This is a genomic window from Marinobacter algicola DG893, assembly GCF_000170835.1.
Lineage (GTDB): Bacteria > Pseudomonadota > Gammaproteobacteria > Pseudomonadales > Oleiphilaceae > Marinobacter > Marinobacter algicola.
In genome coordinates this window covers 15,607-38,800 of sequence record NZ_ABCP01000022.1, presented here as the reverse complement: position 1 = coordinate 38,800, position 23,194 = coordinate 15,607, and the positions used below count along the sequence as shown (strand labels likewise).

The following is a 23,194-nucleotide window of genomic DNA, read 5'->3' as shown; positions in this document are numbered from 1 at the left end:
TAGCGTTGAGTGTCGGCCTGTATTTCCTGAAGACCCCGAAACACCCGGCTGGAACCGGGTGCCGGGTGTTACCTGATCAGGCCCAGGCGCGCTTCAGAACCGCACGTGCATCGTCGAGGCTAACCTCTTTCGGATTGAACATCATGGCGCCGTCGTCCATGGCCATGTCGGCGATGGTATCAAGCTGGTGTTCCTCAACGCTTCCGGTTTCCTTGAGAGTGCGGGGCAGTTTGCAGCGTTTGTGGAGCTCGTCCCGCATCTTGCGCAGAGCTGATATGCTGGCCTCCGCGCGGCGGCTGGCCGGTGTAGCGGAATAGACATCAGGCCCCTCGAGATAGAGCAAAAGCTCGCCCAGCGGTGCGCGGATCGATTCGAGGTTGTATTCCAGTACATAAGGCAGATAAAGGCTCATGCACAAGCCATGGGGCAGGTGGCAGATGGCCCCAGTGGCGTGTCCAAGGGCGTGAACCAGCCCCACCATGGAGTTCGAGAACGCAATTCCGGCCATGGTGGAGGCCTGCGCAAGCTCCAGGCGGCCGTCGCTATCCTTCGGGTTATCCATAACCTGCAGCAGCGAGGTGCTGATTTTTTTGACCGCCGCCGTTGCATAGGCATCGCTGAGCGGGTTCTTGGCCATGCAGGTAAAGGCTTCCGTGGCATGGGTCATGGCGTCCATGGCGGTGGCTGCCGTGATGTGCGGAGGCAGTGTCAGTGTCATCCTGGGATCGATCACGGCTGCGTTGGGCAGCAGGAATGACGACGTGAAGGGAAGTTTCACTGACTTGGTTGTATCGGTGATGACGGCTACCGACGTTACCTCCGAGCCTGTACCGGCGGTGGTGGGAACCACCAGGAATGGCTTCAGGGGGTGCTTGATCACTCCCGCGCCACTGTAGGCCGCAATGTCGTCACCACCTTCTGACACCAGAATATTCACGGCCTTGGCGGTATCGATGGCAGAGCCTCCACCCACTGCAATGATGGAATCGCATTTCTCGCTACGATAGATGCCGGCGATGTCCCTGACCACGTCGGTGGACGAATCCGGCGGCACATCGTCGTAGATACTGATAATTTCCAGCCCGCTTTCCTCGCAGGCGGCGACCACCGGGTCCAGAAGGCCGGCGGCCCTGACACCCTTGTCGGTTACGATCATCGGGCGCTTGGCGGCGAGGCCGGTGAGCTCGTAAGGAATATGCTCAAGAGCCGCTTTGCCGGCGATGACTTTGACCGGGCAGAAAAACTCGTAATATTGATTCGTCATTATGCTCTCACCGTCTCGACAAAATGGGTTGCAACCTTGAGATAAATACGGGCTGCGCTGAGGAGCTTCTCAGGCAGGTGAAGGTTTGAGGGATATTCCTTTACCGCACGTTTCGCCACCAGCTTGGGCAGGATGAAGGTCTCAAGCCGATTGAGGACGCGGGTCATGCGAATGGCATAACTGATATCGCCATCCACCAGCATGCGGTCGTTGGCGAACGCCACCGAGGTTTTCTCCTGGAACGAGAGCACCAGAAAGGCGTGAGCGATATGCTTGAACTGAATGGACAGATCCACCGGGCGCGGTGCCGAATCCCCATGGTAATGAAAACGGCCATTCCCCGTGTGTTCAACAATGAGCCGTGAACCGTCTGGCATCACCATCATTTCAAACAGGAAGCCATCGGGCAGGGCCCGGGCTTCCTTTTGCACTGCCGAATCAATTTCACTGACAGCCTGGAGCGCGCGCCCCATCACCTGGAACATCAGCTCCACATAAAGCCGCCGGGCCTGGAACACCATCGGCTGGATACGTTTCGCAAGCATGGCAATCGTCCGATTGTTGTTTAAGTACATCGATTTTTAGAGTTATTGCTCTAAAAGTCAATGCGGACGATGACGTCAGTTCTGCGTCAGTTGGGCCAGCTTGCGCTTTGCCTCCTCGGCCACCTCGCCCCCAGCTTCTGCTGCGGTGCTGTAATACTGGATGGCTTCCTGGCGTTTACCCTGCTTAACAGCAACATCACCCAGCCGCAGGTAGGCGATTGATGTCGGCACAACCTGATTGGCCTGGCTCAGGTGTTCGCGGGCTTTGTCATAATTGTTCAACTCCAGGGCGTTCAGGCCGCTGTGAAGCTGGTAAGTGAACATCTCCGGATACAACGACGTGGCCTTGTCGAAGTCCGCGGCGGCTTTATCAAGGTTCTCTTTGGCCCGGTAGATGCGACCACGGAGCGAGTAGAAAGCTGCTTCTTCCGGTTCTACCTTGATTGCCTCATTCACTTTGGCAAGCGCTTCGTCCAGCTTGTCGTTACTGGCCAGTTTCATGGCTTCGTCATAGGCATCGTAAGCAGGCTGGCGGCTGCGCAGGAAAGACAGTTTGTTCTCGTAGGTTTCTTCGCCCCGATAGCCGCCCGCGCCAATTTTATTGACCAGTTCCTGGTTTTCACGAACGCGTTTCTGTGACGGCGGGTGAGTGGCGAACATCCCTTCAATGAAGCTTGTGTCACGGCCCTCAGAGAGCCGTACAAAGACTTCCTGCAATTCCACGGCTGCCTGTGGGTCGTATCCGGCTGCTTTCATGTAACGAATGCCATATTGGTCAGATTCCAGCTCATCCCCCTGGCTGTATTGGGCGAGCGCGAGCTGTGCACCCATGGCCGCGCCGCCCATGATCAGGCCGGCCCATTCGTTGTCAGACAGGGCAAAACCCAAACCCGCCACGCCTGCGCTGATCAACATGCCTTGCTGCATGCGTTGGACACTGTGGCGTGCGGCCGCGTGAACTATTTCATGGCCAAGAACCGACGCCAATTGCGCCTCATCCTCCAACTCCATCAACAGACCCCTGTTGATGGCGATCTTCCCCCCAGGAAGCGCCCAGGCATTGGGAACACTGCTGTTGAGAACCACAAACTCGTAGGGCAGGTCGGGACGGTCACTGACCTTTGCCAGCTTCTGGCCTACCTGACTGACGTACAGATTCAATTCCGGGTCGAGGTAGAACTGGCCACCCTGGGTTTGCTGCGTGGGCTTGTACTGCTCGCTGCCGATGGAAAGCTCCTGGCTCTCGGGAATCAGTGACAGCTGTTTTTCGCCGGTGACCGGGTTGACTGAGCACCCGGCAAGGAAGGCCACCACCACAAAAACGGTAAGATGTCGAAAGCCTGTGTGAACGTTCACGATAAACTCCTTGTTTGAATACCTGGGCAGACCCTCGTGAATACCCGCGGTCGCCGTTGCAGGGCATAGGGATGTTTATACCATATCCCTGTGAGCGGCTGTGATGCTACCCGTAAGGGCCTGTTGTATGGAGGCTTTGTCGGCTTTGCGGTATGATCAAAGACTCCAATTCCCGTTTTATACCGTATCCGGAACGACTTCATGAGCAACTACCTGGAACTCATTGCCCTGGTCTGGTTTTTGATCTGCTGGCTAGGCTATTCCGAGTACTCCAGACGCAAGGCCAATGATCGACCCTGTCTCTCCAACACACTCGATCTTTACCGAGAAGATTGGATGCGCGTAATGCTTCGCCGGGATAACCGCATATCCGACGCGTCCGTCGTCGGCAATCTCGAACGTAACGGCGCCTTCTTTGCGTCCAGCTGCCTGTTGATACTGGCCGGTATCATTACAGCACTGGGATACACGCAAGAGGTTATGGAAGTGTTCAGCACCATGCCGTTCGGCACCTTGCCCAGCCGGGAAATCTGGGAAATGCGGATGGTGGTGTTGATGGTGATCTTCATCTACGCGTTCTTCAAGTTCACCTGGTCCATGCGGATGTACAATTTTGTCTCCGTACTGATTGGCAGCGCGCCGCTGACAACCGATACCAAGGCAAGTCCTGCTGCCCGGGAAGCCTTCGCAAAGAGCGCCGGAAGCGTTTGCAATCTCGCGGGCGATGCCTTCAACCTGGGGTTGCGCTCTTACTATTACGCATTGGCCGTGGTTTCCTGGTTTATCCACCCGCTGGTATTCATGGGTGCCTCTACGTTGATCGTCATCGTTCTGTACCGTCGGGAGTTCCGTTCTACCGCGTTGAAGGCCTTGCGAGCCGGCAAGGTGTTCGAGGAACCGCTGCCAAAGTCGGATACCGAGAAAGAAGCTGGTAAAGAAACCCAAAACTGACCTGATGAGCCAAACGTTATGAAAGACTCCATTGGGATGGACCGGGTTCGCCGGTTTATCGACACCCTTAACCAGGGGCGCGAACTGGGCTTGACGGTAACCGCGGTAAAAAATGGGCAATTGACGCTATGCCTACCGTACAGTGACCGCATTATCGGTAACCCGGACACGGGAGTGATCCACGGTGGCGCCATCACGACGTTGATGGATACGGCGTCTGGCTGCGCGACCCTGTGCGCCCTGGACGATTTCGAGCTATGCCCAACCCTGGATCTGCGAGTGGACTACATGCGCCCGGCCGAGCCCCGCAAGCCGGTATATGCCCGGGCGGAAGCCTACAAGATTACCCGAAATATCATCTTTACCCGTTGTGAGGCCTTCCAGGACCCGGGTGAGACCATCGCGAACTGCGTCGGTACCTTTATGCGGATCGGCAGGGATGCGTCCCCGAAATCCTTCCGCGATCTGATTACCGGAGGCGAAGAATGACCAATCCGGAAATCCTCCGCTACACCCAGGAAACCGGTGATTTTTCCCGCATGCTGGAGAGCATCCCTTACGCTCGGTTTATCGGTCTGGAGTGTGATCGCTATGGCGATGACCTGATCTTCCGCCTGCCGAAGAAGGAAGAAAACCTGGGCAACCCGATACTGCCGGCCATCCATGGCGGGGTGATCGGCGGCTTCATGGAGCTTTCTGCGTTGATCTACCTGATGATGTCCCAGGAAACCCTACGCATGCCCCGCATTGTGGATTTTTCCCTGGATTACCTGCGTGCCGGCCTTGACCGCGAGACCTTCGCAGAATGTCAGCTCACCCGCCAGGGCAATCGCGTGGCCAACGTGATGATCACCGCCTGGCAGAAGTCCCGCTCCCAGCCCATCGCGACCGCACGGGCGCACTTCCTTTTGGAAGACTGAATTCATCTTGTCGGGGTTGAAATACCCCTTCTGAACCCCATTTCCCATCTCAACATGCTTGGCTTTGGTGCAAGCAAGCAGGTGGGTATGGCTTTCCGAAACGCGCCTCAAGACGTCCCTGTGCGGCTCGGGCTCCGCCATCCATGGCTCCGCACGGTTTCGGAAAGCCATACCCACCTGCTCGCGCCGGCCTGGTTGCTTAAACGGAAACTACTCCACAGTTGGGTGGGGTGGCTGGGTAAACTTTTCCAAAACCCTGCGGAGCCATGGATGGCGGAGCGGAGCTTACATGGACGTATTCACAGCGTGTTTTGGAAAAGTTTACCCAGCCGCACCGCTCCTCCGAACCTACACAGCAGGAGATGAAACAAGCCATGACGGTTGAATCGCAAAAAGAGACCCTGGGTTTTCAGACCGAAGTTAAGCAACTGCTTAACCTGATGATCCACTCCCTGTACTCCAACAAGGAAATCTTCCTTCGTGAATTGATTTCCAACGCGTCGGATGCAGAAGACAAACTGCGTTTCGCTGCCTTGAAGGATGACAGCCTGTTCGAAAGCGATCCGGAGCTGAAAATCCGCCTGGACTTCGATGCAGAAAAGAACACCGTCACGCTGACCGACAACGGCATCGGCATGAACCGGGATGATGTTATCCAGAACCTGGGTACCATTGCCAAGTCCGGTACGGCCGAGTTTCTCAAGCAGCTTTCCGGTGACGAGAAGAAAGACAGCAAGCTGATCGGTCAGTTTGGTGTGGGCTTCTATTCTTCATTCATCGTGGCCGATTCCGTGGAAGTGTTTACCCGCCGCGCCGGTACACCGGTGGAAGAGGGCGTTCACTGGCAGTCTGCTGGCGATGGCCAATTCACCATTGAGAACGTGGACCGGACTGAACGCGGTACGCAGATCGTCCTGCACCTGAAGGACGAAGCCAAAGAATTTGCCGACGGCTTCCGCCTGCGTAATCTGGTGAAGAAGTACTCCGACCATATTTCCTTCCCGGTCGTGATGAAATCCGAATCCGAGGAAGAGGGTGAGAAGGGCGAATACGAAACCGTTAACGACGCCACCGCCCTGTGGACACTGTCTCGTAGCGAGATCAAGGACGAAGAGTACAAGGAGTTTTACAAGCACATTGCCCACGACTTTGAAGACCCGCTGACCTGGTCCCACAACAAGGTGGAAGGCAAGCTGGATTACACCAGCCTGCTGTATGTGCCTGGCCGTGCGCCGTTTGACCTGTATAACCGGGAAGCGCCCCGCGGCCTGAAGCTGTACGTACAGCGCGTGTTCATTATGGATGACGCCGAGCAGTTCCTGCCGCTGTACCTGCGCTTTACCAAGGGCGTGATTGATTCCAACGACCTGTCACTGAACGTCTCCCGTGAGATCCTCCAGAACGACAGCACCGTAGAAAGCATCCGCACAGCGGTGACCAAACGGGTTCTGGATATGCTGTCCAAGCTGTCCAAGAAGGAGCCGGAGCAGTACCAGAAGTTCTGGAACGAATTCGGCACTGTGCTGAAGGAAGGCCCGGCGGAAGATTTCAGCAACCGCGAGAAAATCGGCGGCCTGCTGCGGTTTGCATCCACTCACACCGGTGAGCAGGCGCAGACCGTGTCTCTGGATGAATACATCGGCCGGATGAAGGAAGGCCAGAGCAAGATTTACTACATCACCGCCGACAACTTCATGGCCGCCAAGAGCAGCCCGCACCTCGAAGTGTTCCGCAAGAAGGGTATTGAAGTACTGATCCTCTCTGACCGTATTGATGAGTGGATGATGGGCTACCTGAACGAGTACGACGGCAAACAGTTCCAGGACGTTGCCCGTGGTGATCTCGACCTTGGCGAAGTGGAAACCGAGGAAGACAAGAAGCACAAGGAAGAGGCCGCCGAGGAGCACAAGAACCTGCTGGAGCGCATCAAGACGGCACTGGAAGACCGGGTACAGGAAGTGCGGGTAACCAACCGCCTGACCGATTCACCGGCCTGCCTGGTGGTTGGTGACTTCGATATGGGTGCCCAGATGAAGAAAATCATGGAAGCGGCGGGCCAGAAAGTACCCGACAGCAAACCGATTTTCGAAATTAACGTGGAGCATCCGCTGGTCCAGCGCCTTGAAAACGAGCAAGGCGAGGATCGCTTCAAGGAACTGTCAGCGGTACTGCTGGACCAGGCCACATTGGCCAGTGGTGAACAGCTGCAGGATCCGGGCGCGTATGTAAGCCGCCTGAACCGCCTGCTGCTTGAGCTTGCCAACTAAGGCCGCCTGATGCAGCAGATTATCGTGGACGTCGATATCAGCCCTGATGAGTGGATCAAGCTCTATCAGGGTTCGGCGACGGACGTTCACACCACGGCCCGGGACGGGCGTTCCGTCCGCTTCCCGGCCCGTATTCTCTCCCGCTTTTACCTTCGCGACGGTGTCCAGGGCAGTTTCCGTATCCTGTTTGACGACCAGGGCAAGTTCGTCAGCGTGGAACGCCTGTAATTCCGGCCTACCAACGCCTTTAAAACTTCTCTACAATTCCCACCCGTTTATTCCTTGATCAATTCGTGGAGCCCTGATGCGAATAATCCTTGCCCCAATGGAAGGGCTTGTTGATGCACCCATTCGAGAGACGCTGACAGCCGTCGGTGGCATCGACCGGTGCGTAACAGAATTTATTCGCGTGACGCAGGGCATGCTGCCGCCCCGTATTTTCTACAAGTACGCCCCGGAGTTGCACAACGGATGCGAAACCCGGGTTGGCGTGCCGGTGGCCGTTCAACTATTGGGCTCAGACCCCGTCCAGATGGGCCGGCATGGCGCCAAGGCGGTGGAGTTGGGCGCCACACAGGTTGATATCAATTTCGGTTGCCCCGCCAAAACCGTGAACAAACACAAGGGGGGCTGTGTGCTCATGCGAGAGCCCGAGTTGATGCAACAGATTACGGAGGCGGTTCGCGCTGCCGTGCCTGCCCATGTGCCGGTGACCGCAAAAATGCGTCTGGGCTACGATGACCGTTCCATGGGCGTTGCCTGTGGTCAGGCCCTGGAAGCGGCCGGCGCGTCCGAAATCGTGGTCCACGCCCGCAGCAAGGTGGACGGCTACAAGCCGCCGGCCTATTGGGAAGACGTGGCGAGGGTCAGGGAAGCGGTCGATGCCCATGTGATCGTCAATGGCGAGATCTGGACCGTGGCGGATTACTGGCGCTGCCGAGAGGTCTCCGGCTGTGACGATGTGATGATCGGTCGTGGGTTGATCGCCCGGCCGGATCTGGCACGGCGGATTCGCGCCAGTCAACGGAATGAATCAGTGCCGGATATGACCTGGCCCGAGGTGGTCAGGCTGGTTGAAGGTTACGCTGTTGCGCTGCAGGACCGCCTTGAAGACAGGTTTGTGACCGGTCGTATCAAGCAATGGCTGAACTATCTGCGTGGCGGCTACGGCGAGGCCCAGCGGCTATGGCCCGAGGCCCGAAAAATCCGCGATGTGGCACCCATGCTGGCCTGCCTGAAACAGCCCGTCCCAGTTACCGAAGCCGCATAGCCCCGTTCGCTCTTATCGTTCCGGAACCCTATTCTCCAGCTACACTGCTATGAAGTGGCGCATCCTTCGTACGGTGTATGGTATCGCCAAAAAACAGGGGAGAGGGAAAAATGAACAACGCCTGCAATAGCCTGGTTGCTGCCATTCTGGCAAGCGCCATATCGCTGTCGGCCGCCGCCGACGCCGTCAAGGTCACACCGCTTGGGAGTCATGACGGCGAATTCTGCGCCATGGACCGGGCGCTCATCTTTGAAGACCCCAATGGTACCCGAATTCTCTATGACGCCGGTCGAACCGTCGCTGGTGCCGATGATCCTCGATTAGGCAATATTGATGTGGTGCTTGTCTCCCACGTTCACGGGGACCATGTGGGAGACCGTCATATCCGCGATGTTAATCAGGGCAGCTGTGGCGGGCCGGAGGTTCCGGTGGTGGTTCTGCCGGAGTCCAATTCCGTGAACATTACCGCCGCCAAAAAGGCAAAGATCGTAACAGGCAGTGAAATGCCGGCCTTTTTTGCCAGCAAGCTCAAAAGCGTGGAGGGCAATCCGGAAGATTCCCTGCTGGTGAGGTTCGGTGCCGAGCGGGTGGTGGGCGGTGTGGCCATCACGACCGTGCCCGCCGTGCACAGCAACGGCCTGTCGCCGAGTTTCCTCACCGGTCCGCTGGCGGAATACCTGAAAGCGGCGGGCGTTGGCGCCAGTGTCGGGCCGCCCACCGGCTACGTGCTCACGTTCAGTAATGGCCTGGTGGTTTATCTGTCCGGCGATACCGGTATCACCGCTGAGCAAAAACTGGTTGTCAAAGACCATTACGGTGCCAGTCTTGTCGTTCTCAACATCGGTGACACCTACACCACGGGGCCTGAAGAGGCGGCCTACGTGGTGAATGACCTGATACAGCCAAACGCAGTGATTGCATCCCACGCCAATGAAGCGGCCACTCAGGATGGCGTGGTCCGGGACGGAACGCGCACCAGGCAGTTTATCAGCCTGTCCTCGGTGCCCGTCCACGTTCCCCTGAGCGGAAAAACCATGAGCTTTGATGGCTCTGCCAATTGTACCGGTGGTTGTTGATAGAAAGGCTGGCCGGGGCGGTCATCAGCCCTCCATATCCGACGAGTATCGCCCCAGAGCGGCCAGGCTGTTCAACTTGGCGCGCTTAACCATTGCAGCCTGAGCGGCTTCGCGGTTGGAGGAAATGCCTGCCCAGGCTTTCTGGGCAGGCTCCTGCAGTGCCCGCCCGTAGGAAAAACTGAGCGTCCAAGGCAGGGCCGGGCCACTGTTCATGGCGTTCAGGTTCAGGGTCGCTTCCGCGGGTGTCTGGCCACCGGACAGGAAGTTGATTCCAGGCACCGCTGCCGGAACCACACGCCGGAACACTCTCAAGGTGTGTTTTGCCACATCTTCCGGGCTTGCTTTCTGGCCATTGGCATTGCCGGGCGTCACCATGCTGGGTTTGAGGATCATGGTCTCAAGCTCGACGCGATGGCGCCGCAGCGCCTGAAACACCTCGTTGATAACGGCCTCATTCACCTCTGCGCTTCGCTCGATGCTATGGTCACCATCGATCAGCACTTCCGGTTCCACGATGGGCACCACACCGCAGGACTGGCAGATGGCAGCATAGCGTGCCAACACCTCTGCGTTGGCCTCAATGGCGGCGCGGCTGGGGTTGGTATCGGTGATGTGGTAAACATTCCGCCACTTGGCAAAACGCGCCCCGAGTTGCTTGTAATCTTCAAGTCGCTGGGCCAATCCATCCAGGCCCTCGGTAATCTCATCTCCGGGAGCGTTGATCATCGGGCCCTTGCCCTTATCAACCTTTATGCCGGGCACAATGCCCTGTTTTGCCGCTATCGAAGGGAGGCTGGTGCCATCGTCCGCGTGCTGCCGCAGGGTTTCCTCGAACAGGATCACACCACTGACGTACTCTCCCAGACCTGGCGCAGCGAGAATCAGGTTGCGGTAGTGTCGTCGGTTTTCTTCGGTGGACTCCACACCAACCGCCTTGAACCGTTTGGCGATGGTTGGGTTGCTCTCATCCGCCGCCAGAATGCCCTTACCTTCGCAGACCAGTTCACGGATGGTGCTTTCAAGCTGTTCCTGAGTGTTCATCCAAAACTCCCGTCGCTATGCCAGTGAACGTTTCAAACTTTAGTTTCAAATTCTGGTTTCAAACCCCGAGTGTTCAGTATAGATCTTCAGCAACCAGATCACAGTTATCAACCGGTAACTCGCGGGAGGCATGGCGATAAACAAAAACTATTATATTGGTACGAAAAAACAACCTGCGTTAATAGTGAAAAATGGGAGTACATTGACTAGATTGGTAGCTGATTGGTTCCGTTTGTCAGTGCAACAACGATCAATGAAACAATGAAAGAGATGGTAGCAACCCACGGAGAGAGCGATATGAGCGGAAACGAAGGTAAATGCCCGGTGATGCACGGGGCCCGCACACAACTGCAGGACGAGGGTCCGGGTGTCAACGATTGGTGGCCGAACCAACTGAACCTGGGTATTTTGCACCAGCACAACCCCAAGTCGAACCCGTTGGGGGAAGACTTCAACTACGCGGAAGAATTCAAGAAACTTGATCTGCCTGCGGTCAAGAAAGACATAGAAACCGTATTGAAAGATTCACAGGATTGGTGGCCCGCGGATTACGGCCATTACGGTCCGTTCATGATCCGTATGGCATGGCACAGCGCCGGTACCTATCGAACCGGTGATGGTCGCGGTGGTGCCGGTACCGGCAACCAGCGTTTCGCGCCCATTAACAGCTGGCCTGATAACGGCAATCTGGACAAGGCCCGCCGCCTGATGTGGCCTGTCAAGCAGAAGTATGGCAACAAACTGTCCTGGGCCGACCTGTTTATCCTGACCGGCAACGTGTCCCTTGAGTCCATGGGCTTCAAGACCTTTGGTTTTGCCGGCGGTCGAGAAGACATATTCCAGCCCGAGGAAGACATTTACTGGGGTGCGGAAAGGGAATGGCTCGCCACCAGCGACAAACCGAACAGCCGTTATTCCGGTGATCGGGACCTGGAAAACCCCCTGGCTGCGGTACAGATGGGGTTGATCTACGTGAACCCGGAAGGCCCGGATGGCAATCCGGACCCGTTGGCATCGGCTAGAGACATTCGTGAAACCTTTGCTCGAATGGCGATGAATGACTATGAAACAGCAGCTCTGACGGCTGGCGGTCATACGTTTGGTAAGACCCACGGTGCTGGTGATCCCGACAAAGTCGGCCCAGAGCCGGAAGCAGCGCCGATCGAAGAGATGGGCCTGGGCTGGAAGAGCAGCCATGGCAGCGGCAAGGGTCGTGATGCTATCACCAGTGGTCTCGAAGGCGCATGGACACCCAGCCCCACAAAGTGGGATATGAGCTATTTTGACGTGCTGTTTGGGTATGAGTGGGAACTGACCAAGAGCCCGGCTGGTGCCCAACAGTGGCGGCCTAAAGGATTGACCGAGAAGGACATGGCGCCGGACCCGGAAGATCCGTCCAAGCGCGTGGAAATCATGATGTCCACCGCCGATATGGCGATGAAGCAGGACCCGGAATACCGCAAGATTTGCGAGCACTTCCATAAGAACCCGGAAGAGTTTGCAGATGCCTTCGCCCGCGCCTGGTTCAAGCTGACGCACCGCGATATGGGCCCGAAAACCCGCTATCTCGGCCCGGAAGTGCCGGCCGAAGACCTGATCTGGCAGGACCCGGTGCCAGAGGTCGATCACGAACTGATCAATGCCCAGGACATTGCTGACCTTAAGAGCAAGATTCTGGGAACTGGCCTGTCGATTTCCGAGCTGGTTTACACAGCGTGGTCTGCCGCGTCGACGTTCCGTGGCTCCGATCTACGCGGTGGGGCCAACGGCGCTCGCATTCGCCTTGCTCCCCAGAAAGACTGGGAGGTCAACGAACCGCAGCAACTGGCGAAGGTGCTGCAGGCTCTTGAAGGCATCCAGAAGTCCTTTAACGATGCCCAGTCGGGCAACAAGAAGGTGTCCCTGGCTGACCTGATCGTGCTCGGCGGTAACGCCGCCGTTGAGAAGGCTGCCAAGGATGCAGGCCAAAGCATCGACGTGCCGTTCTCACCCGGCCGCACCGATGCCACCGATGACCAGACGGATGTTGAGGCGTTCGACTGGCTCAAGCCCGAAGCGGACGGCTTCCGCAACTATCGCCGCGCGGCGTTCACCGTTTCCGACGAGGAAATGTTGATCGACAAGGCTCAGTTGCTGAATCTGAGCGCTCCGCAGATGGCGGTTTTGGTGGGCGGCCTGCGTGTACTGGGTGCGAACTACAAGCAGTCCAAACACGGCGTGCTGACCAACTCGCCGGGCAAACTCACGAACGATTTCTTCGTGAACCTGACCGACCTCAACACCGAGTGGAAGCCTACGTCGGCTGACGCCGATGTGTTCGAAGGGCGCGACCGCAAAACCGGCAACGTAAAGTGGACCGGTACCCGTGTGGACCTGATCTTCGGTTCCAACTCGCAGCTTCGCGCAGTGACTGAGGTGTACGCACAGGCAGATGCGAAGGAGAAGTTCGTCAAGGACTTCGTCGCCGCCTGGAACAAGGTGATGAATGCAGATCGTTTTGATCTGTCGTGATTGAATGCCCGCACCAAGGTGCGGGCACTTGATGGCAAAACGGCGTTTCAATGAAAGTTGAAACGCCGTTTTTTTATGCGGGTTCTGATATTCAGAGCCCTTGGGCACCTCTGCGAAGCCAGTCATGCACAAACGCCAGCTTGTGGCGCGCAAAATCTGACAGAACAAAGGGGTACAGGTCAGACAGACCCATTGACCGGTTTACATGGTTTACGCCCATGGCAATGGACGCGGCGATATGGATCAAACGCTGGGCATCGGGTTCTGAATACGGGTCCCAGTTCGGGCCTGGCACTTCGTCGGAGGTTAGACCGGAGGCCACAAAGCTGTCGGTCAGGTCCGTCAGGTGTAATAAATGCGCTGCCGTTTCCGCCCAGTCCTCATGGGGATGGGCGGAGGCATAGCTGGTCAGATAAAACTGTCTCCAGTCCTTTGGGGGGCCATTTTCGTAATGATGCTGAAGTGCGCCCGGATAGCTGATGCGTTCATCACCAAACATCGCCCGGAAGGCATCCAGGAAGTCCTCACGCAGGCTCAGACGCCACCAGAGCATGTGGGCAATCTCATGGCGCATGTGGCCAATCATTGTTCTGTAGGGCTCTTCCAGCGCCTCACGGCGGGTGGTACGTAGTACGGGGTCTGCCTCGGCCACACTGATGGTGACAACGCCCTGGGCGTGGCCCATTGGCACCGGAGTGGGGCCTTCGGCAAGCATGTGGAACACTGGCCGGGCGCCGGGATCTTCCGGGCGAAACCAGTGCCAGCGACCCAGGTTATCAATTACCCAGCGTTTGGAGGCCTCGGTTTGGGACCAGTTGGGGATGGCGTTGGCAATTGATGGGTCTGGTGCCAGCGCGGTCATGGCACAAGCGCGGCAGAAGGCGCCTTGCTCCGGTGCGATCCAGTTGCAGCCAATCACGTCCCTGTTAGCGCAAAAGGGCGGCATCGGCAGAAACGCTCGTGCCTGGGGGTCATAGGCCACCGGTGTACCTTCAGCCGTAGCAAGATTATCAAACCAGAGAGAGCCGGAACCGACGGGGTTGGCGAAAACGCGCATAAAGAAAGTCTTCCAGCGGAATGGACTTCGAGTATAGGAATTGATCGCGCTGAATGTCCAACGCCGAATTGAGAGTCTTGTTAGTTATTTCACATGTGTAGTATATTTGGTTTACATGTGAAATAACTGGCTGACATATGGACAAACGGTTTTTCTATCTGCTTAACAAGGCCCGCCATCGGGTTTACAAACACGCTGACCAGCGCAGCGAAGAAGCGCTGGGAATTTCAGTCACCCAGGTAGGAGCTCTGTTGCTGGTTGCTGGTGACGAGGGGTGTCTGCTGAAGGATCTGGCCCATAGCCTGCATTTGAACAGTTCCGCGTTGACGGGGCTGGCCGGGCGGATGGAAAACAAGGGCCTGTTGGAGAGACGGACCTGTGACAGGGATGGCCGTGCATCCCGTTTGTACCTTACCGATGTCGGGCGCGAGAAGATCGAGAGCGCCAAACCGTTGATCACGGAATTGAACAACCGCATGACCGACGGTTTCAGTGACGAAGAAGTGACCGTCATCCTTAAGTTCCTCAACCATCTCGCCAACGATTTTTGACGCCAGGGCAAAGTATTCGGCAAGTATCAGGAGAACGATTATGAGTGCCAGGGAATCTTCATTACCCCCAACGAATAGAAAGGATGTGCCCGTTACGACGCCGGGTGGCCATCGAATCCAGCTTCGGGTATTTCCCGCCGATCAATCCAGTTCGGTCGTCATCGTGGCTGGCGCTATGGGGGTGGGTCAGCATTGCTACGAGAAATTCGCGCGTTACTTGAGCAGCCAGGGCTTTACCGCTATCACCTTCGACTATTTCGGTATGGGTGCCTCCCTGAACGGCCATCTGCGGGATTGCCCCGTCAAGGTGACTGAATGGGGAAGCGAGGACTGCCGGGCGGTTATAGACTTTGCTCGGCAGCATTACCCAGGGCAGCGTCTTCAATGGATTGGACACAGCGTCGGCGGCCAGTTGCTGGGCATGACTCCCAACGTAAACGACCTGGATCACGCGGTCACTGTCGCCTGTGGCAGCGGTTATTGGCGCGAGAACTCACCGCCCACCAAACGCATTGCCTGGTTTTTGTGGTATTTCATGGCACCGGTCTGCGTACGGATGGTTGGCTATTTTCCCGGAAAGCGCCTTAACATCGTGGGTGACCTACCACCCAATGTGATACGCCAGTGGCGGCAATGGTGCCTTGATCCCGAATACGCGGTGGGGAAGGAAGGCCAGGCATTGCGTGAACAGTTCGCGGCGGTACAGGTGCCCATTTCCGCCGTCGCCTTCACCGATGACGAAATGATGTCCCGGCGTAATGTTGATTCACTGCACAGTTTCTACACCCGGGCGGCGGTGACCATGCACCGCGTTGATCCTAAAGACATAGGCGAGCACCGCATTGGCCATCTTGGGTGGTTCCGCGAGCAGTACGAAATGTCCATATGGCGAAACACGTTGCTGCCACTGCTTCGTTAGTGGGCGGCATTACATCCTGGCGGGCAACTCAGTGCGCTGATTTTCGCGCCCGCCAGAATCGGGCGATGGCCGGTTTAACGCTCACGCCATGAACCAGGATCGACAGGGCAACCACCACCAGGGTCAGGTGAATCAACTCCAATGCAATGTCTTTCGGCAGCCCATGCTGGATGGCGTACATGAGGTAATAGAGCGAACCAATACCGCGAACACCAAACCAGCCTGCGAGGTTGCGCAATCGCATCGGCGCTTTGCTGCCCAGCAGGCCGAGGTGAACACTGATGGGGCGTGCGACAAAGAACAGGAAAGCGGCAAAACCAACGGCGCGCCAACTCCACGAGTCCCAGAACAGGGAACCGCCAATCAGCAGCACAAGAACGATCTCCGCAAGTCGCTCCAGGTGCTCGTTGAACACCAGCGAGCTCTGATGTATGTGCGCGATTGGCTGAGGTGTATCCCCCGGATGGGTTTCTCCGGACGTTGGGTCTGAGTAGGATTGTTTGAGGCCGGCCAGCTTCAGTTCGGTATGCCGCAATGCAACCGCTGCGCTGAACACTGCCAGAAACCCCCAGGCATTGACCAGCAGGCTGATGCCATAGGCAAATGCAATCAGGCCAAGCCCCAGGAAGCTTTCCAGAAATTCCGAGTGGGTATACGTCGAGCGCAGCTTCTGCACAGTCCATCCCACAAGGCAGCCGGCAGCAATACCGATGATAATCCCCGCACCGCTGGCCCAGACAACATCAATGGCGAACCAGCGCCATCCGGCATCCCCAAGGTCGTGCAAACCAAGTAATCCGAGGCCCAGCATGACGAAGGGAAACGCGCTGCCGTCGTTCATACCGGCCTCGCTGGTTAACGCAAACCTTAGCCGGTCCGGATCATCGGCGTGTCGAACCTGTACCTCGGTGGCCAGGACAGGGTCCGTGGGAGCGACCACCGCCCCCAGAAGGACGGCTGCGCCGAGCGGCAACGCCAGCCAGTAGTATCCGAAGAGCGCCACGATGCCCACCGTCAGCGACATGGAAACAACGGCCAGTCGCAGGGGGTTACGCCAGCGCCTGAAGGTCACCGGTGCCGGCATTTTTACACCCGCGCAATACAGCGAAATCAATACGGCAATTTCTGTGAGTAACTCCAGCAGCGCGGATTCTTTCAGAGGATTGAAATGGAACAGGCCAAGGCCCATCGGGCCCACCACGAACCCGATCACCAGATACACAATCGCTGAGGTCGCGGGCCCGGTTCTGATATAGGAAGCCGTAAAGCCCACTACCAATAGCAGCGAGCCCAGCAGGATAAACCAGGTAGCAGTGGTCATAGGCGACTCATTGATTGAGTAGTGAAGTAACCGCCCCTCTGAAACAGGGACTCTTGAGGATGCGCTCTGCAGCGGAATAGTGCCAGCAGATCGCGTCTAGTGTCTTATACGGTTCAGTAATCACGCACGCTTCGGCGGGTCTGATGCCAGTGAGCTCTGACGTCGGATCGGGAAGTTCACTGCCCGGTCAGGGCTTGATCAACCGCCTGCGCAGCATGGATCGCCGTTGTGTCATACAGCGGGACGGAGGTGTCGGTCTGCTTGATCAGCAGGCCGATTTCCGTGCATCCCAGGATGACCGCTTGTGCACCTTGCTCGGCCAGTGAGTCGATGACGGCCAGATACGCCTCCCGGGAAGCTGCCTGGATCTTTCCCTGGCAGAGCTCTTCGTAGATCACGCGATGAACCTCCGCCCGTTGGGCGGCATCCGGTGTGACCACCTCAATGCCGGCCGCTTCCAGCCGTTCACGGTAGAAGGCCTGCTCCATGGTAAATCTCGTGCCCAATAGCCCAACGCGTGTGATTCCATCCTCTGTCAGCACGTTGGCGGTGGCATCGGCAATGTGAAGCAGAGGGATGCGAACGGCCAGTTCAATCTCCGGTGCCACCTTGTGCATAGTGTTGGTGCCGATCATCAGAAAATCCGCGCCGGCGTTCTGCAGGGAAAGAGCGGCGGAGGAAAGAATCCTGGCGGTTGCCGGCCAGTCACCCTGGTGCTGAAGCGCCTCAATCTCCGCGAAATCCACGCTGTAGAGCACCAGTTTGGCGGAATGTAGCCCACCAAGACGCGATTTCACGCCCTCGTTGATCAACCGGTAGTAGGTCTGTGTGGATTCCCAGCTCATGCCCCCAAGTAGTCCTATGGTTTTCATGCGAGTTCCCTCTTTGCGCGATGACTAATCCTGTAAATAGTGCCTTACCTTTACCGGGTTCTGGAAGGTATAAAGACACTCCGAATGGTATAAACTCAATGATGCCAACCACAGAGCTGCTGCAGTTTATACATTGAAGGAACGCTGCCATGAGTAACGTACTTGAGTCTGCCGAACAACGCTGTGACGCCATCGATGCACCCTGCAGTGCCATTGAAACCATACTGAGCCCCCGCATAACCGACCTGGGGGGATTCTCCGTGCGCCGCCTGTTGCCTACTGCAAAACGGAAAATGGTCGGCCCCTGGATCTTTTTTGATGAGATGGGGCCGGCGGATTTTCCGGCGGGGCAGGGCATCAATGTGCGTCCGCATCCGCACATTGGCATCGCAACGGTGACTTACCTGTTCGAGGGCGAAATCCTGCACCGGGATTCTGTCGGCAGCCTCCAGCCCATCCGCCCTGGCGACATTAACCTGATGGTGGCGGGCCGTGGCATTACCCATTCTGAACGTGAACGTCCCAGCATCACTGTAGAAGATCACCGGCTGCATGGCCTGCAACTCTGGCTGGCGCTGCCGGAAGAACACGAAGAAATCTTGCCCTCCTTCCATCATTACCCGAGTGACGATATCCCGGCCATTACCATCCAGGAAGTCCCGATACGGGTGATGATCGGTAGCGCCTACGGCGTGGCTTCCCCAGTGCGACAATTCAGCGACACCCTGTATCTGGAGGCCTCCCTCAAGGCCGGACAGACACTCGAGTTGCCCGATGCGCACGAACGTGCCGTATATGTAGCCCAGGGCGCCCTGACGGCCTACGGCTCTGAGCTTCCGACGCACAGTATGACGGTGTTTGCCCGTGAACCCGGCGTATCGGTCACTGCGACGGAAGACACCCGCATCGCGGTGATCGGCGGTGAACCGATAGGCCGCCGGTTCATCGAATGGAACTTCGTATCGTCCCGGAAAGAACGGATCGAACAGGCCAAGGATGATTGGCGGGCAGGGCGGTTCGACAAGGTGGTTGGGGACGAGTCAGAATATATTCCGTACTAGGGCACCTCAATTTTGTTCAATACCCGCTTCAGTATTGAGGGCAGACTCCGTTCATAACCTGAACGGAGAATACCATCCATGAGCCTTTCCCTGATTCTGCCCATGTCTGCGTTCGCGCTGGCGGCGTCAATTTCCCCGGGCCCGGTTAATCTCGTGTGCCTGAGCAGTGGCACCCGTTATCCGGTTCCCCGGGGGCTGATCTTCGTAACCGGGGCAACCCTCGGCTTCATCGCACTTTTCGTCGCCGTGGGGCTGGGGCTTTACTCCCTGCTGACGACGATTCCGATGCTTGAAGCGTTATTGCGATGGGCGGGTGTCGCATTCCTTCTTTTTTTGAGTATTAAGCTGGCCATGGATAGCGGTCAGTTACCGGAAGATCGCCTTGAAAAGGCGCCGGGCTTTGGCACCGGGGCAATCATGCAGTGGCTGAACCCCAAAGCCTGGTTGGCCTCGGCGTCTGGCATTGGCGCCTATACCAGTGCCAACGATCTGAACCAGATCCTGCTGTTTGCTTCGCTTTATCTGCCCATCTGTTGGTTTTCCCTGGCGTGCTGGGTCTATGCAGGGGCTTTCCTGCGGCGATATGTTCAGCGGCCAACGGTAATGATGGCCATCAACCGGACCCTGGCGCTACTGCTTGCAGTCAGTTGCCTGTATCTGGTGATCGGTTGAGGGCTGTCGATACTGATTCGGCGTTGCAGCCATCAGCCGTTTGAACGTGCGCTGGAAGTGAGGCTGGTCGGCGAAGCCTGTGTTCAGTGCCGCCTCGGCGATAGGGGTGCCGTTGGCGAGCTCAAGGCGACCTAGCTGAATGCGACGGTTGAGCAGATAGGCGTGGGGCGTAAGCCCAAAATAGTGCCTGAACGCCCGGATCAGGTGGCCGGCGCTGTATCCGGAAATCTCGCAGAGCGTATCCAGTGATACGTCTTCTGTTGTGTGGTTGTCCAGATAACGAGCCAGCTCAGTCAAGGTGTCCGGCGCGTCCGGTTGCGGAACGACCGGTTGCCGGGCCAATTTTTGCATCAGGTCCGACAGGAACTCCACTACCTCGGTCTGCTTGTCCAGCAGGTCACGCCGGGCATCCAGAAGACACTCCGCCATGCGGCAGTAGCGATCGTACCAGAGGGGCTCCGACAGGGTTGCAGTGGCCATGTCCTGCCAGCGAGCTTCCGGCAACAGGCCAGCTCGGAACCGCAGGTCCGTCAGCCACCCGGTATCCACGTATAGCATCAGGTATGCCCAGGGCTGGTTATCGATGGGGTTGCAGGAATGAACCCACTCCGGGTTCATCAGTACCAGATCACCAGCGCGGACATGGAAGAGAGCCTCCCGATACTGGTAGGTACTTTCGCCTTCGGTAATGGCGCCAATGGACCATTGGGTATGGCTATGAGGGGCATAGCAGACTTTGCGCCCATCACTGACTTTGCGCAGCTCCACATGCGGCAGGCGGGCGTCGCGCCAGAAAATGGGTTTGCTGCTATTCATCATTCAATATCCAGTTGGCGGCTTTCTCCGCAATCATAAGCGTCGGGGAGTTGGTATTGCCGCTGGTGATTGTGGGCATTATACCGGCGTCCACAACCCGTAATCCAAGCACGCCCCTTACCTGAAGGTGTGAATCGACCACGGCCATTTCATCATTAGCCCGGCCCATACGGGTAGTGCCAACGGGATGGAAAATGGTGGTGCCAATGTCGCCGGCAAGGCGCGCCAGTTCGTCGTCGGTCTGGTATTCCACGCCGGGCTTGTATTCCTCCGGCTGATACTTCGAGAACGCCTCCTGCTGGGCAATGCGGCGGGTCACGCGCAGGGAATCGGCAGCCACCTTACGGTCTTCTGCAGTGTTCAGATAATTCGGGGCGATGGACGGTGCGTGCCGGGCGTCGCGACTGTGAATCCGCACCGTGCCCCGGCTGCTCGGATTGAGGTTGCACACACTGGCGGTGATCGCCGGGAACGTGTGCAATGGTTGGCCGAAGGCATCCAGGCTTAGTGGCTGCACGTGGTACTGGATGTTTGCATAATCGTAGTCGTCGGAACTGCGGGTAAAGGCACACAACTGCGACGGTGCCATACTCATGGGCCCCGAGCGTTTGGCCAGGTATTCCAGACCAATCTGGGCTTTGCCGAACAGGGAGTGGATCATGGTATTGAGCGTCTTGGCGCCGTGGAGCTTGTAGACCGAACGTATCTGCAAATGGTCCTGCAGGTTCTCGCCAACGCCCGGCAAGTCCGCTACTACCGGAATACTAAGTTGTTCAAGAAGATCAGCAGGACCGATGCCGGAAAGCTGCAACAATTGTGGCGAGCCAATCGAGCCGGCCGACAGGATCACTTCTTTCGCCGCCAAAGCCAGGGTTTCATTACCGTTCGCCTTTGCGACCCGAACGCCGGTGCAGTGGGGTTGGCCGCCGTCTGTTGGTTCCATATTCAAAGCCAGAACCTGGGCGGAATGCCAAAGTGTGAGATTGCCACGGTTGGTGGCACTGCGAAGAAATGCCTTGGACGTATTCCAGCGCCAGCCTGAGCGCTGATTCACCTCGAAGTAATCGACGCCCTCGTTGTCACCCCGGTTAAAGTCGTAGGTACGGGGCACGCCGGCCTGTACAGCCGCCTCAGCGAAATCCTCCAGCACCTGCCATTTAAGGCGCTGATGTTCGATACGCCACTCGCCGCCATGGCCGTGAAATTTATTGTGGTCAGCGTCGGCATTGCCGCCTTCGTCGAGCCGGTAGTGGTCTTCATGGCGCATAAAATACGGCAGACAGTTTTCCCAGTTCCAGGCATCGTCGCCGGTCACGTCTGCCCAGTGGTTGTAGTCCCGGGCCTGCCCCCGAATGTAGAGCATGCCATTGATGCTGGAGCAGCCACCGAGGGTCTTGCCCCGAGGATAGATCAGAGAACGCCCGTTCAGCCCGGGCACCGGGTCGGTACGAAAACGCCAGTCAGTGCGAGGATTATCGATGCAGTATAGGTAGCCCACCGGAATGTGAATCCAGTGGTAGGTATCTTTCCCACCTGCTTCAATCAGCAAAACCCGGTTATCCGGATTGGCGCTGAGACGGTTCGCCAGAAGACAGCCAGCGGTGCCTGCGCCAACCACAATGTAGTCAAATTCCGGCGTTTGTCCCTGAGCGTTGTTGTTTTTGGACATGCTCTCCCCCTCGTGATTGTCCGACGAGTATTGGCGATTCATAACGCTCAGGCAAGCATCCTGATCACCTGTCCTGCCAACGCCGGTTCAGCATCAATACGGGCCTGGAATCGTTCAGCGGTGTAGCGGATAACACGGGTAGCGCCTTTGGCCGACACAGTCTGAGTGGCGAGCGGGTGGCCTGCGGTTGGCGTCATGGTTGGCCATGCCTCCGCTTGTACAGCCTGAGTATTCCCCGAACCGTCACATCCAACTGGCTGCCGGATGTGTAATCACCCTGAACCACATAATTGGCCCGTTCTTCGGAAATGAGCTTTTCGATTTTCTCCTGGGTTTTCCCTTGGCCCCATTTGTCACCGTCAAATACCGCAAGACTGCACCCGCCCTGTGCCTTCACCATCTTCATTGCCGGGATATCCGTGTCGCCATCTCCAAAGTAGATCATGTGATCGAAGGGCACAGGGCGGTCACCGGGTTCGATGTACTCGTTGATGGTGACGTTATCCCAGCTGTTCTCGATGCCCTTGTTGATGCGAAACAGGTACTGGGTCTTGGTGGTGTAATCGATGGCTACAGCGGGCCACTTGGCATGCCCTGTGGCTTCATCATAGTGATAACGGCACCCGAAAATTTTCTTGAAATGCTTTGCCACCGGCGTGCCGCGAATCATCTCCTCCAGCCCGCTGGAGACAATGTAATGGCTCAGGGCAATGCCCTGGTCACTGGCAAAGCGGTTGATGGCGTCAAACCAGTCCAAAACCCCTGGAAAAAGGGGGATAGACTTTCCGTAGGCCTGTAGCTTTTCCGGTTTCAGTTCATCCTGCTTGCCCTCATCGCGGGCGCGCTTGGCCAGTTCGCCAAGGTAGGTGAGTATCTCATCGCCATCCCGCTCACGATTCTTGCGATTCACTTCCGGCCAGAAGTCGGAATGCTCGTTCAAACCCAAGGCCGGCATCAGGCCGTGTTCGGCGCAGTTGCCTTTGGCGAGGGTGCCGTCGAAGTCATAGATCAGAGCGCATTGCATTGTCTTTTTGCCTTCTTCCGATGAATAACAC

At 57.2% G+C, this 23,194-nt stretch carries 23 protein-coding genes; 12 read left to right on the top strand and 11 right to left on the bottom strand.

Annotated elements, in window-relative coordinates; genetic code table 11:
- Positions 1-76: 76 nt before the first annotated feature.
- The 3 genes from MDG893_RS13520 to MDG893_RS13510 form a co-directional block, all read right to left on the bottom strand.
- Positions 77-1,264, bottom strand: coding sequence for an iron-containing alcohol dehydrogenase (locus MDG893_RS13520; protein ID WP_007154361.1), 1,188 nt, complete (start codon positions 1,262-1,264; stop codon positions 77-79).
- On the bottom strand, positions 1,264-1,809 hold the full coding sequence (locus MDG893_RS13515; RefSeq protein WP_007154360.1) for a hypothetical protein: 546 nt from the start codon (positions 1,807-1,809) through the stop codon (positions 1,264-1,266). Before MDG893_RS13515 ends, MDG893_RS13520 begins: the two co-directional genes overlap by 1 nt.
- Before the next feature lie 75 nt (positions 1,810-1,884).
- Entirely contained in the window at positions 1,885-3,165 is a 1,281-nt protein-coding gene (locus tag MDG893_RS13510) for a M48 family metalloprotease (protein ID WP_007154359.1), read from the bottom strand.
- 201 nt (positions 3,166-3,366) lie between these two features.
- Between MDG893_RS13510 and MDG893_RS13505 the strand changes: the two genes are divergently transcribed.
- From MDG893_RS13505 to MDG893_RS13475, 7 genes are all read left to right on the top strand, one after another.
- A complete protein-coding gene (locus MDG893_RS13505; RefSeq protein WP_007154358.1) occupies positions 3,367-4,116 on the top strand; it encodes a DUF599 domain-containing protein in 750 nt (249 codons plus the stop codon).
- An 18-nt stretch (positions 4,117-4,134) separates the two neighbouring features.
- Positions 4,135-4,605, top strand: coding sequence for a PaaI family thioesterase (locus tag MDG893_RS13500; RefSeq protein WP_007154357.1), 471 nt, complete (start codon positions 4,135-4,137; stop codon positions 4,603-4,605).
- A complete protein-coding gene (locus MDG893_RS13495) occupies positions 4,602-5,036 on the top strand; it encodes a PaaI family thioesterase (RefSeq protein ID WP_007154356.1) in 435 nt (144 codons plus the stop codon). The genes MDG893_RS13500 and MDG893_RS13495 overlap by 4 nt, the downstream gene beginning before the upstream one ends.
- A 374-nt stretch (positions 5,037-5,410) precedes the next feature.
- Complete coding sequence (gene htpG, locus MDG893_RS13490; RefSeq protein WP_007154355.1) at positions 5,411-7,303, top strand: molecular chaperone HtpG; 1,893 nt, start codon at positions 5,411-5,413, stop codon at positions 7,301-7,303.
- 9 nt (positions 7,304-7,312) lie between these two features.
- Positions 7,313-7,531: a DUF2835 domain-containing protein gene (locus MDG893_RS13485; protein ID WP_007154354.1), complete on the top strand. Its 219-nt coding sequence runs from the start codon at positions 7,313-7,315 to the stop codon at positions 7,529-7,531.
- Positions 7,532-7,607: 76 nt separating this feature from the next.
- Positions 7,608-8,573 (top strand): tRNA dihydrouridine synthase, encoded by a 966-nt coding sequence (locus MDG893_RS13480; protein ID WP_040474607.1) that lies wholly within the window; start codon positions 7,608-7,610, stop codon positions 8,571-8,573.
- A gap of 110 nt (positions 8,574-8,683) precedes the next feature.
- Entirely contained in the window at positions 8,684-9,649 is a 966-nt protein-coding gene (locus tag MDG893_RS13475) for an MBL fold metallo-hydrolase (protein WP_007154352.1), read from the top strand.
- 24 nt (positions 9,650-9,673) lie between these two features.
- On the opposite strand, the gene MDG893_RS13470 is transcribed toward MDG893_RS13475, so the two are convergent.
- Positions 9,674-10,690, bottom strand: a complete 1,017-nt coding sequence (locus MDG893_RS13470) for a class I fructose-bisphosphate aldolase (protein ID WP_007154351.1) — start codon at positions 10,688-10,690, stop codon at positions 9,674-9,676.
- Between the two features lie 297 nt (positions 10,691-10,987).
- Here MDG893_RS13470 and katG point away from each other — a divergent pair, with 297 nt between their 5' ends.
- Complete coding sequence (gene katG / locus MDG893_RS13465; protein ID WP_007154350.1) at positions 10,988-13,201, top strand: catalase/peroxidase HPI; 2,214 nt, start codon at positions 10,988-10,990, stop codon at positions 13,199-13,201.
- Between the two features lie 91 nt (positions 13,202-13,292).
- On the opposite strand, the gene MDG893_RS13460 is transcribed toward katG, so the two are convergent.
- Positions 13,293-14,258: a zinc-binding metallopeptidase family protein gene (locus MDG893_RS13460; RefSeq protein ID WP_007154349.1), complete on the bottom strand. Its 966-nt coding sequence runs from the start codon at positions 14,256-14,258 to the stop codon at positions 13,293-13,295.
- A 137-nt stretch (positions 14,259-14,395) separates the two neighbouring features.
- Here MDG893_RS13460 and MDG893_RS13455 point away from each other — a divergent pair, with 137 nt between their 5' ends.
- Both MDG893_RS13455 and MDG893_RS13450 read left to right on the top strand, forming a co-directional pair.
- Positions 14,396-14,809, top strand: a complete 414-nt coding sequence (locus MDG893_RS13455; protein WP_007154348.1) for a MarR family winged helix-turn-helix transcriptional regulator — start codon at positions 14,396-14,398, stop codon at positions 14,807-14,809.
- A gap of 40 nt (positions 14,810-14,849) precedes the next feature.
- Positions 14,850-15,728 carry an alpha/beta hydrolase family protein gene (locus MDG893_RS13450; protein WP_007154347.1) on the top strand — a complete coding sequence of 293 codons (879 nt, stop codon included), beginning with the start codon at positions 14,850-14,852 and terminating at the stop codon, positions 15,726-15,728.
- A 28-nt stretch (positions 15,729-15,756) separates the two neighbouring features.
- On the opposite strand, the gene MDG893_RS13445 is transcribed toward MDG893_RS13450, so the two are convergent.
- Positions 15,757-17,049 (bottom strand): cation:proton antiporter, encoded by a 1,293-nt coding sequence (locus tag MDG893_RS13445; RefSeq protein ID WP_007154346.1) that lies wholly within the window; start codon positions 17,047-17,049, stop codon positions 15,757-15,759.
- 176 nt (positions 17,050-17,225) lie between these two features.
- Entirely contained in the window at positions 17,226-17,921 is a 696-nt protein-coding gene (locus MDG893_RS13440; RefSeq protein ID WP_007154345.1) for an aspartate/glutamate racemase family protein, read from the bottom strand.
- Positions 17,922-18,070: 149 nt separating this feature from the next.
- Between MDG893_RS13440 and MDG893_RS13435 the strand changes: the two genes are divergently transcribed.
- Positions 18,071-18,982, top strand: a complete 912-nt coding sequence (locus MDG893_RS13435; protein WP_007154344.1) for a pirin family protein — start codon at positions 18,071-18,073, stop codon at positions 18,980-18,982.
- Between the two features lie 78 nt (positions 18,983-19,060).
- The gene (locus MDG893_RS13430) at positions 19,061-19,654 is read left to right on the top strand and encodes a LysE family translocator (protein ID WP_007154342.1); all 594 of its coding nucleotides are present in this window, start codon (positions 19,061-19,063) and stop codon (positions 19,652-19,654) included.
- Here the strand turns inward: MDG893_RS13430 and MDG893_RS13425 are convergent.
- From MDG893_RS13425 to MDG893_RS13415, 4 genes are read right to left on the bottom strand one after another with little or no spacing between them, the layout of a single operon-like run.
- Positions 19,613-20,473, bottom strand: coding sequence for an AraC family transcriptional regulator (locus MDG893_RS13425; RefSeq protein WP_157132840.1), 861 nt, complete (start codon positions 20,471-20,473; stop codon positions 19,613-19,615). The two genes, MDG893_RS13430 and MDG893_RS13425, sit on opposite strands and share 42 nt — an antisense overlap.
- Complete coding sequence (locus tag MDG893_RS13420; protein ID WP_040474614.1) at positions 20,463-22,139, bottom strand: GMC family oxidoreductase; 1,677 nt, start codon at positions 22,137-22,139, stop codon at positions 20,463-20,465. Before MDG893_RS13420 ends, MDG893_RS13425 begins: the two co-directional genes overlap by 11 nt.
- Before the next feature lie 47 nt (positions 22,140-22,186).
- On the bottom strand, positions 22,187-22,336 hold the full coding sequence (locus tag MDG893_RS20975) for a hypothetical protein (protein ID WP_007154339.1): 150 nt from the start codon (positions 22,334-22,336) through the stop codon (positions 22,187-22,189).
- Complete coding sequence (locus MDG893_RS13415) at positions 22,333-23,163, bottom strand: HAD family hydrolase (protein WP_007154338.1); 831 nt, start codon at positions 23,161-23,163, stop codon at positions 22,333-22,335. The genes MDG893_RS20975 and MDG893_RS13415 overlap by 4 nt, the downstream gene beginning before the upstream one ends.
- Positions 23,164-23,194: the final 31 nt, after the last annotated feature.

Excerpts from the sequence above, each read along its gene's own strand:
- MDG893_RS13475 (WP_007154352.1), top strand. The coding sequence starts at position 8,684 with ATGAACAACGCCTGCAATAGCCTGGTTGCTGCCATTCTGGCAAGCGCC.
- katG (WP_007154350.1), top strand. The coding sequence starts at position 10,988 with ATGAGCGGAAACGAAGGTAAATGCCCGGTGATGCACGGGGCCCGCACA.
- MDG893_RS13485 (WP_007154354.1), top strand. The coding sequence starts at position 7,313 with ATGCAGCAGATTATCGTGGACGTCGATATCAGCCCTGATGAGTGGATC.
- MDG893_RS13495 (WP_007154356.1), top strand. The coding sequence starts at position 4,602 with ATGACCAATCCGGAAATCCTCCGCTACACCCAGGAAACCGGTGATTTT.
- MDG893_RS13430 (WP_007154342.1), top strand. The coding sequence starts at position 19,061 with ATGAGCCTTTCCCTGATTCTGCCCATGTCTGCGTTCGCGCTGGCGGCG.
- MDG893_RS13445 (WP_007154346.1), bottom strand. The coding sequence starts at position 17,049 with ATGACCACTGCTACCTGGTTTATCCTGCTGGGCTCGCTGCTATTGGTA.
- MDG893_RS13515 (WP_007154360.1), bottom strand. The coding sequence starts at position 1,809 with ATGCTTGCGAAACGTATCCAGCCGATGGTGTTCCAGGCCCGGCGGCTT.
- MDG893_RS13450 (WP_007154347.1), top strand. The coding sequence starts at position 14,850 with ATGAGTGCCAGGGAATCTTCATTACCCCCAACGAATAGAAAGGATGTG.
- MDG893_RS13480 (WP_040474607.1), top strand. The coding sequence starts at position 7,608 with ATGCGAATAATCCTTGCCCCAATGGAAGGGCTTGTTGATGCACCCATT.
- MDG893_RS13470 (WP_007154351.1), bottom strand. The coding sequence starts at position 10,690 with ATGAACACTCAGGAACAGCTTGAAAGCACCATCCGTGAACTGGTCTGC.
- MDG893_RS13460 (WP_007154349.1), bottom strand. The coding sequence starts at position 14,258 with ATGCGCGTTTTCGCCAACCCCGTCGGTTCCGGCTCTCTCTGGTTTGAT.
- MDG893_RS13505 (WP_007154358.1), top strand. The coding sequence starts at position 3,367 with ATGAGCAACTACCTGGAACTCATTGCCCTGGTCTGGTTTTTGATCTGC.
- MDG893_RS13455 (WP_007154348.1), top strand. The coding sequence starts at position 14,396 with ATGGACAAACGGTTTTTCTATCTGCTTAACAAGGCCCGCCATCGGGTT.
- MDG893_RS13440 (WP_007154345.1), bottom strand. The coding sequence starts at position 17,921 with ATGAAAACCATAGGACTACTTGGGGGCATGAGCTGGGAATCCACACAG.
- htpG (WP_007154355.1), top strand. The coding sequence starts at position 5,411 with ATGACGGTTGAATCGCAAAAAGAGACCCTGGGTTTTCAGACCGAAGTT.
- MDG893_RS13420 (WP_040474614.1), bottom strand. The coding sequence starts at position 22,139 with ATGTCCAAAAACAACAACGCTCAGGGACAAACGCCGGAATTTGACTAC.
- MDG893_RS13520 (WP_007154361.1), bottom strand. The coding sequence starts at position 1,264 with ATGACGAATCAATATTACGAGTTTTTCTGCCCGGTCAAAGTCATCGCC.
- MDG893_RS13435 (WP_007154344.1), top strand. The coding sequence starts at position 18,071 with ATGAGTAACGTACTTGAGTCTGCCGAACAACGCTGTGACGCCATCGAT.
- MDG893_RS20975 (WP_007154339.1), bottom strand. The coding sequence starts at position 22,336 with ATGACGCCAACCGCAGGCCACCCGCTCGCCACTCAGACTGTGTCGGCC.
- MDG893_RS13500 (WP_007154357.1), top strand. The coding sequence starts at position 4,135 with ATGAAAGACTCCATTGGGATGGACCGGGTTCGCCGGTTTATCGACACC.
- MDG893_RS13425 (WP_157132840.1), bottom strand. The coding sequence starts at position 20,473 with ATGATGAATAGCAGCAAACCCATTTTCTGGCGCGACGCCCGCCTGCCG.
- MDG893_RS13415 (WP_007154338.1), bottom strand. The coding sequence starts at position 23,163 with ATGCAATGCGCTCTGATCTATGACTTCGACGGCACCCTCGCCAAAGGC.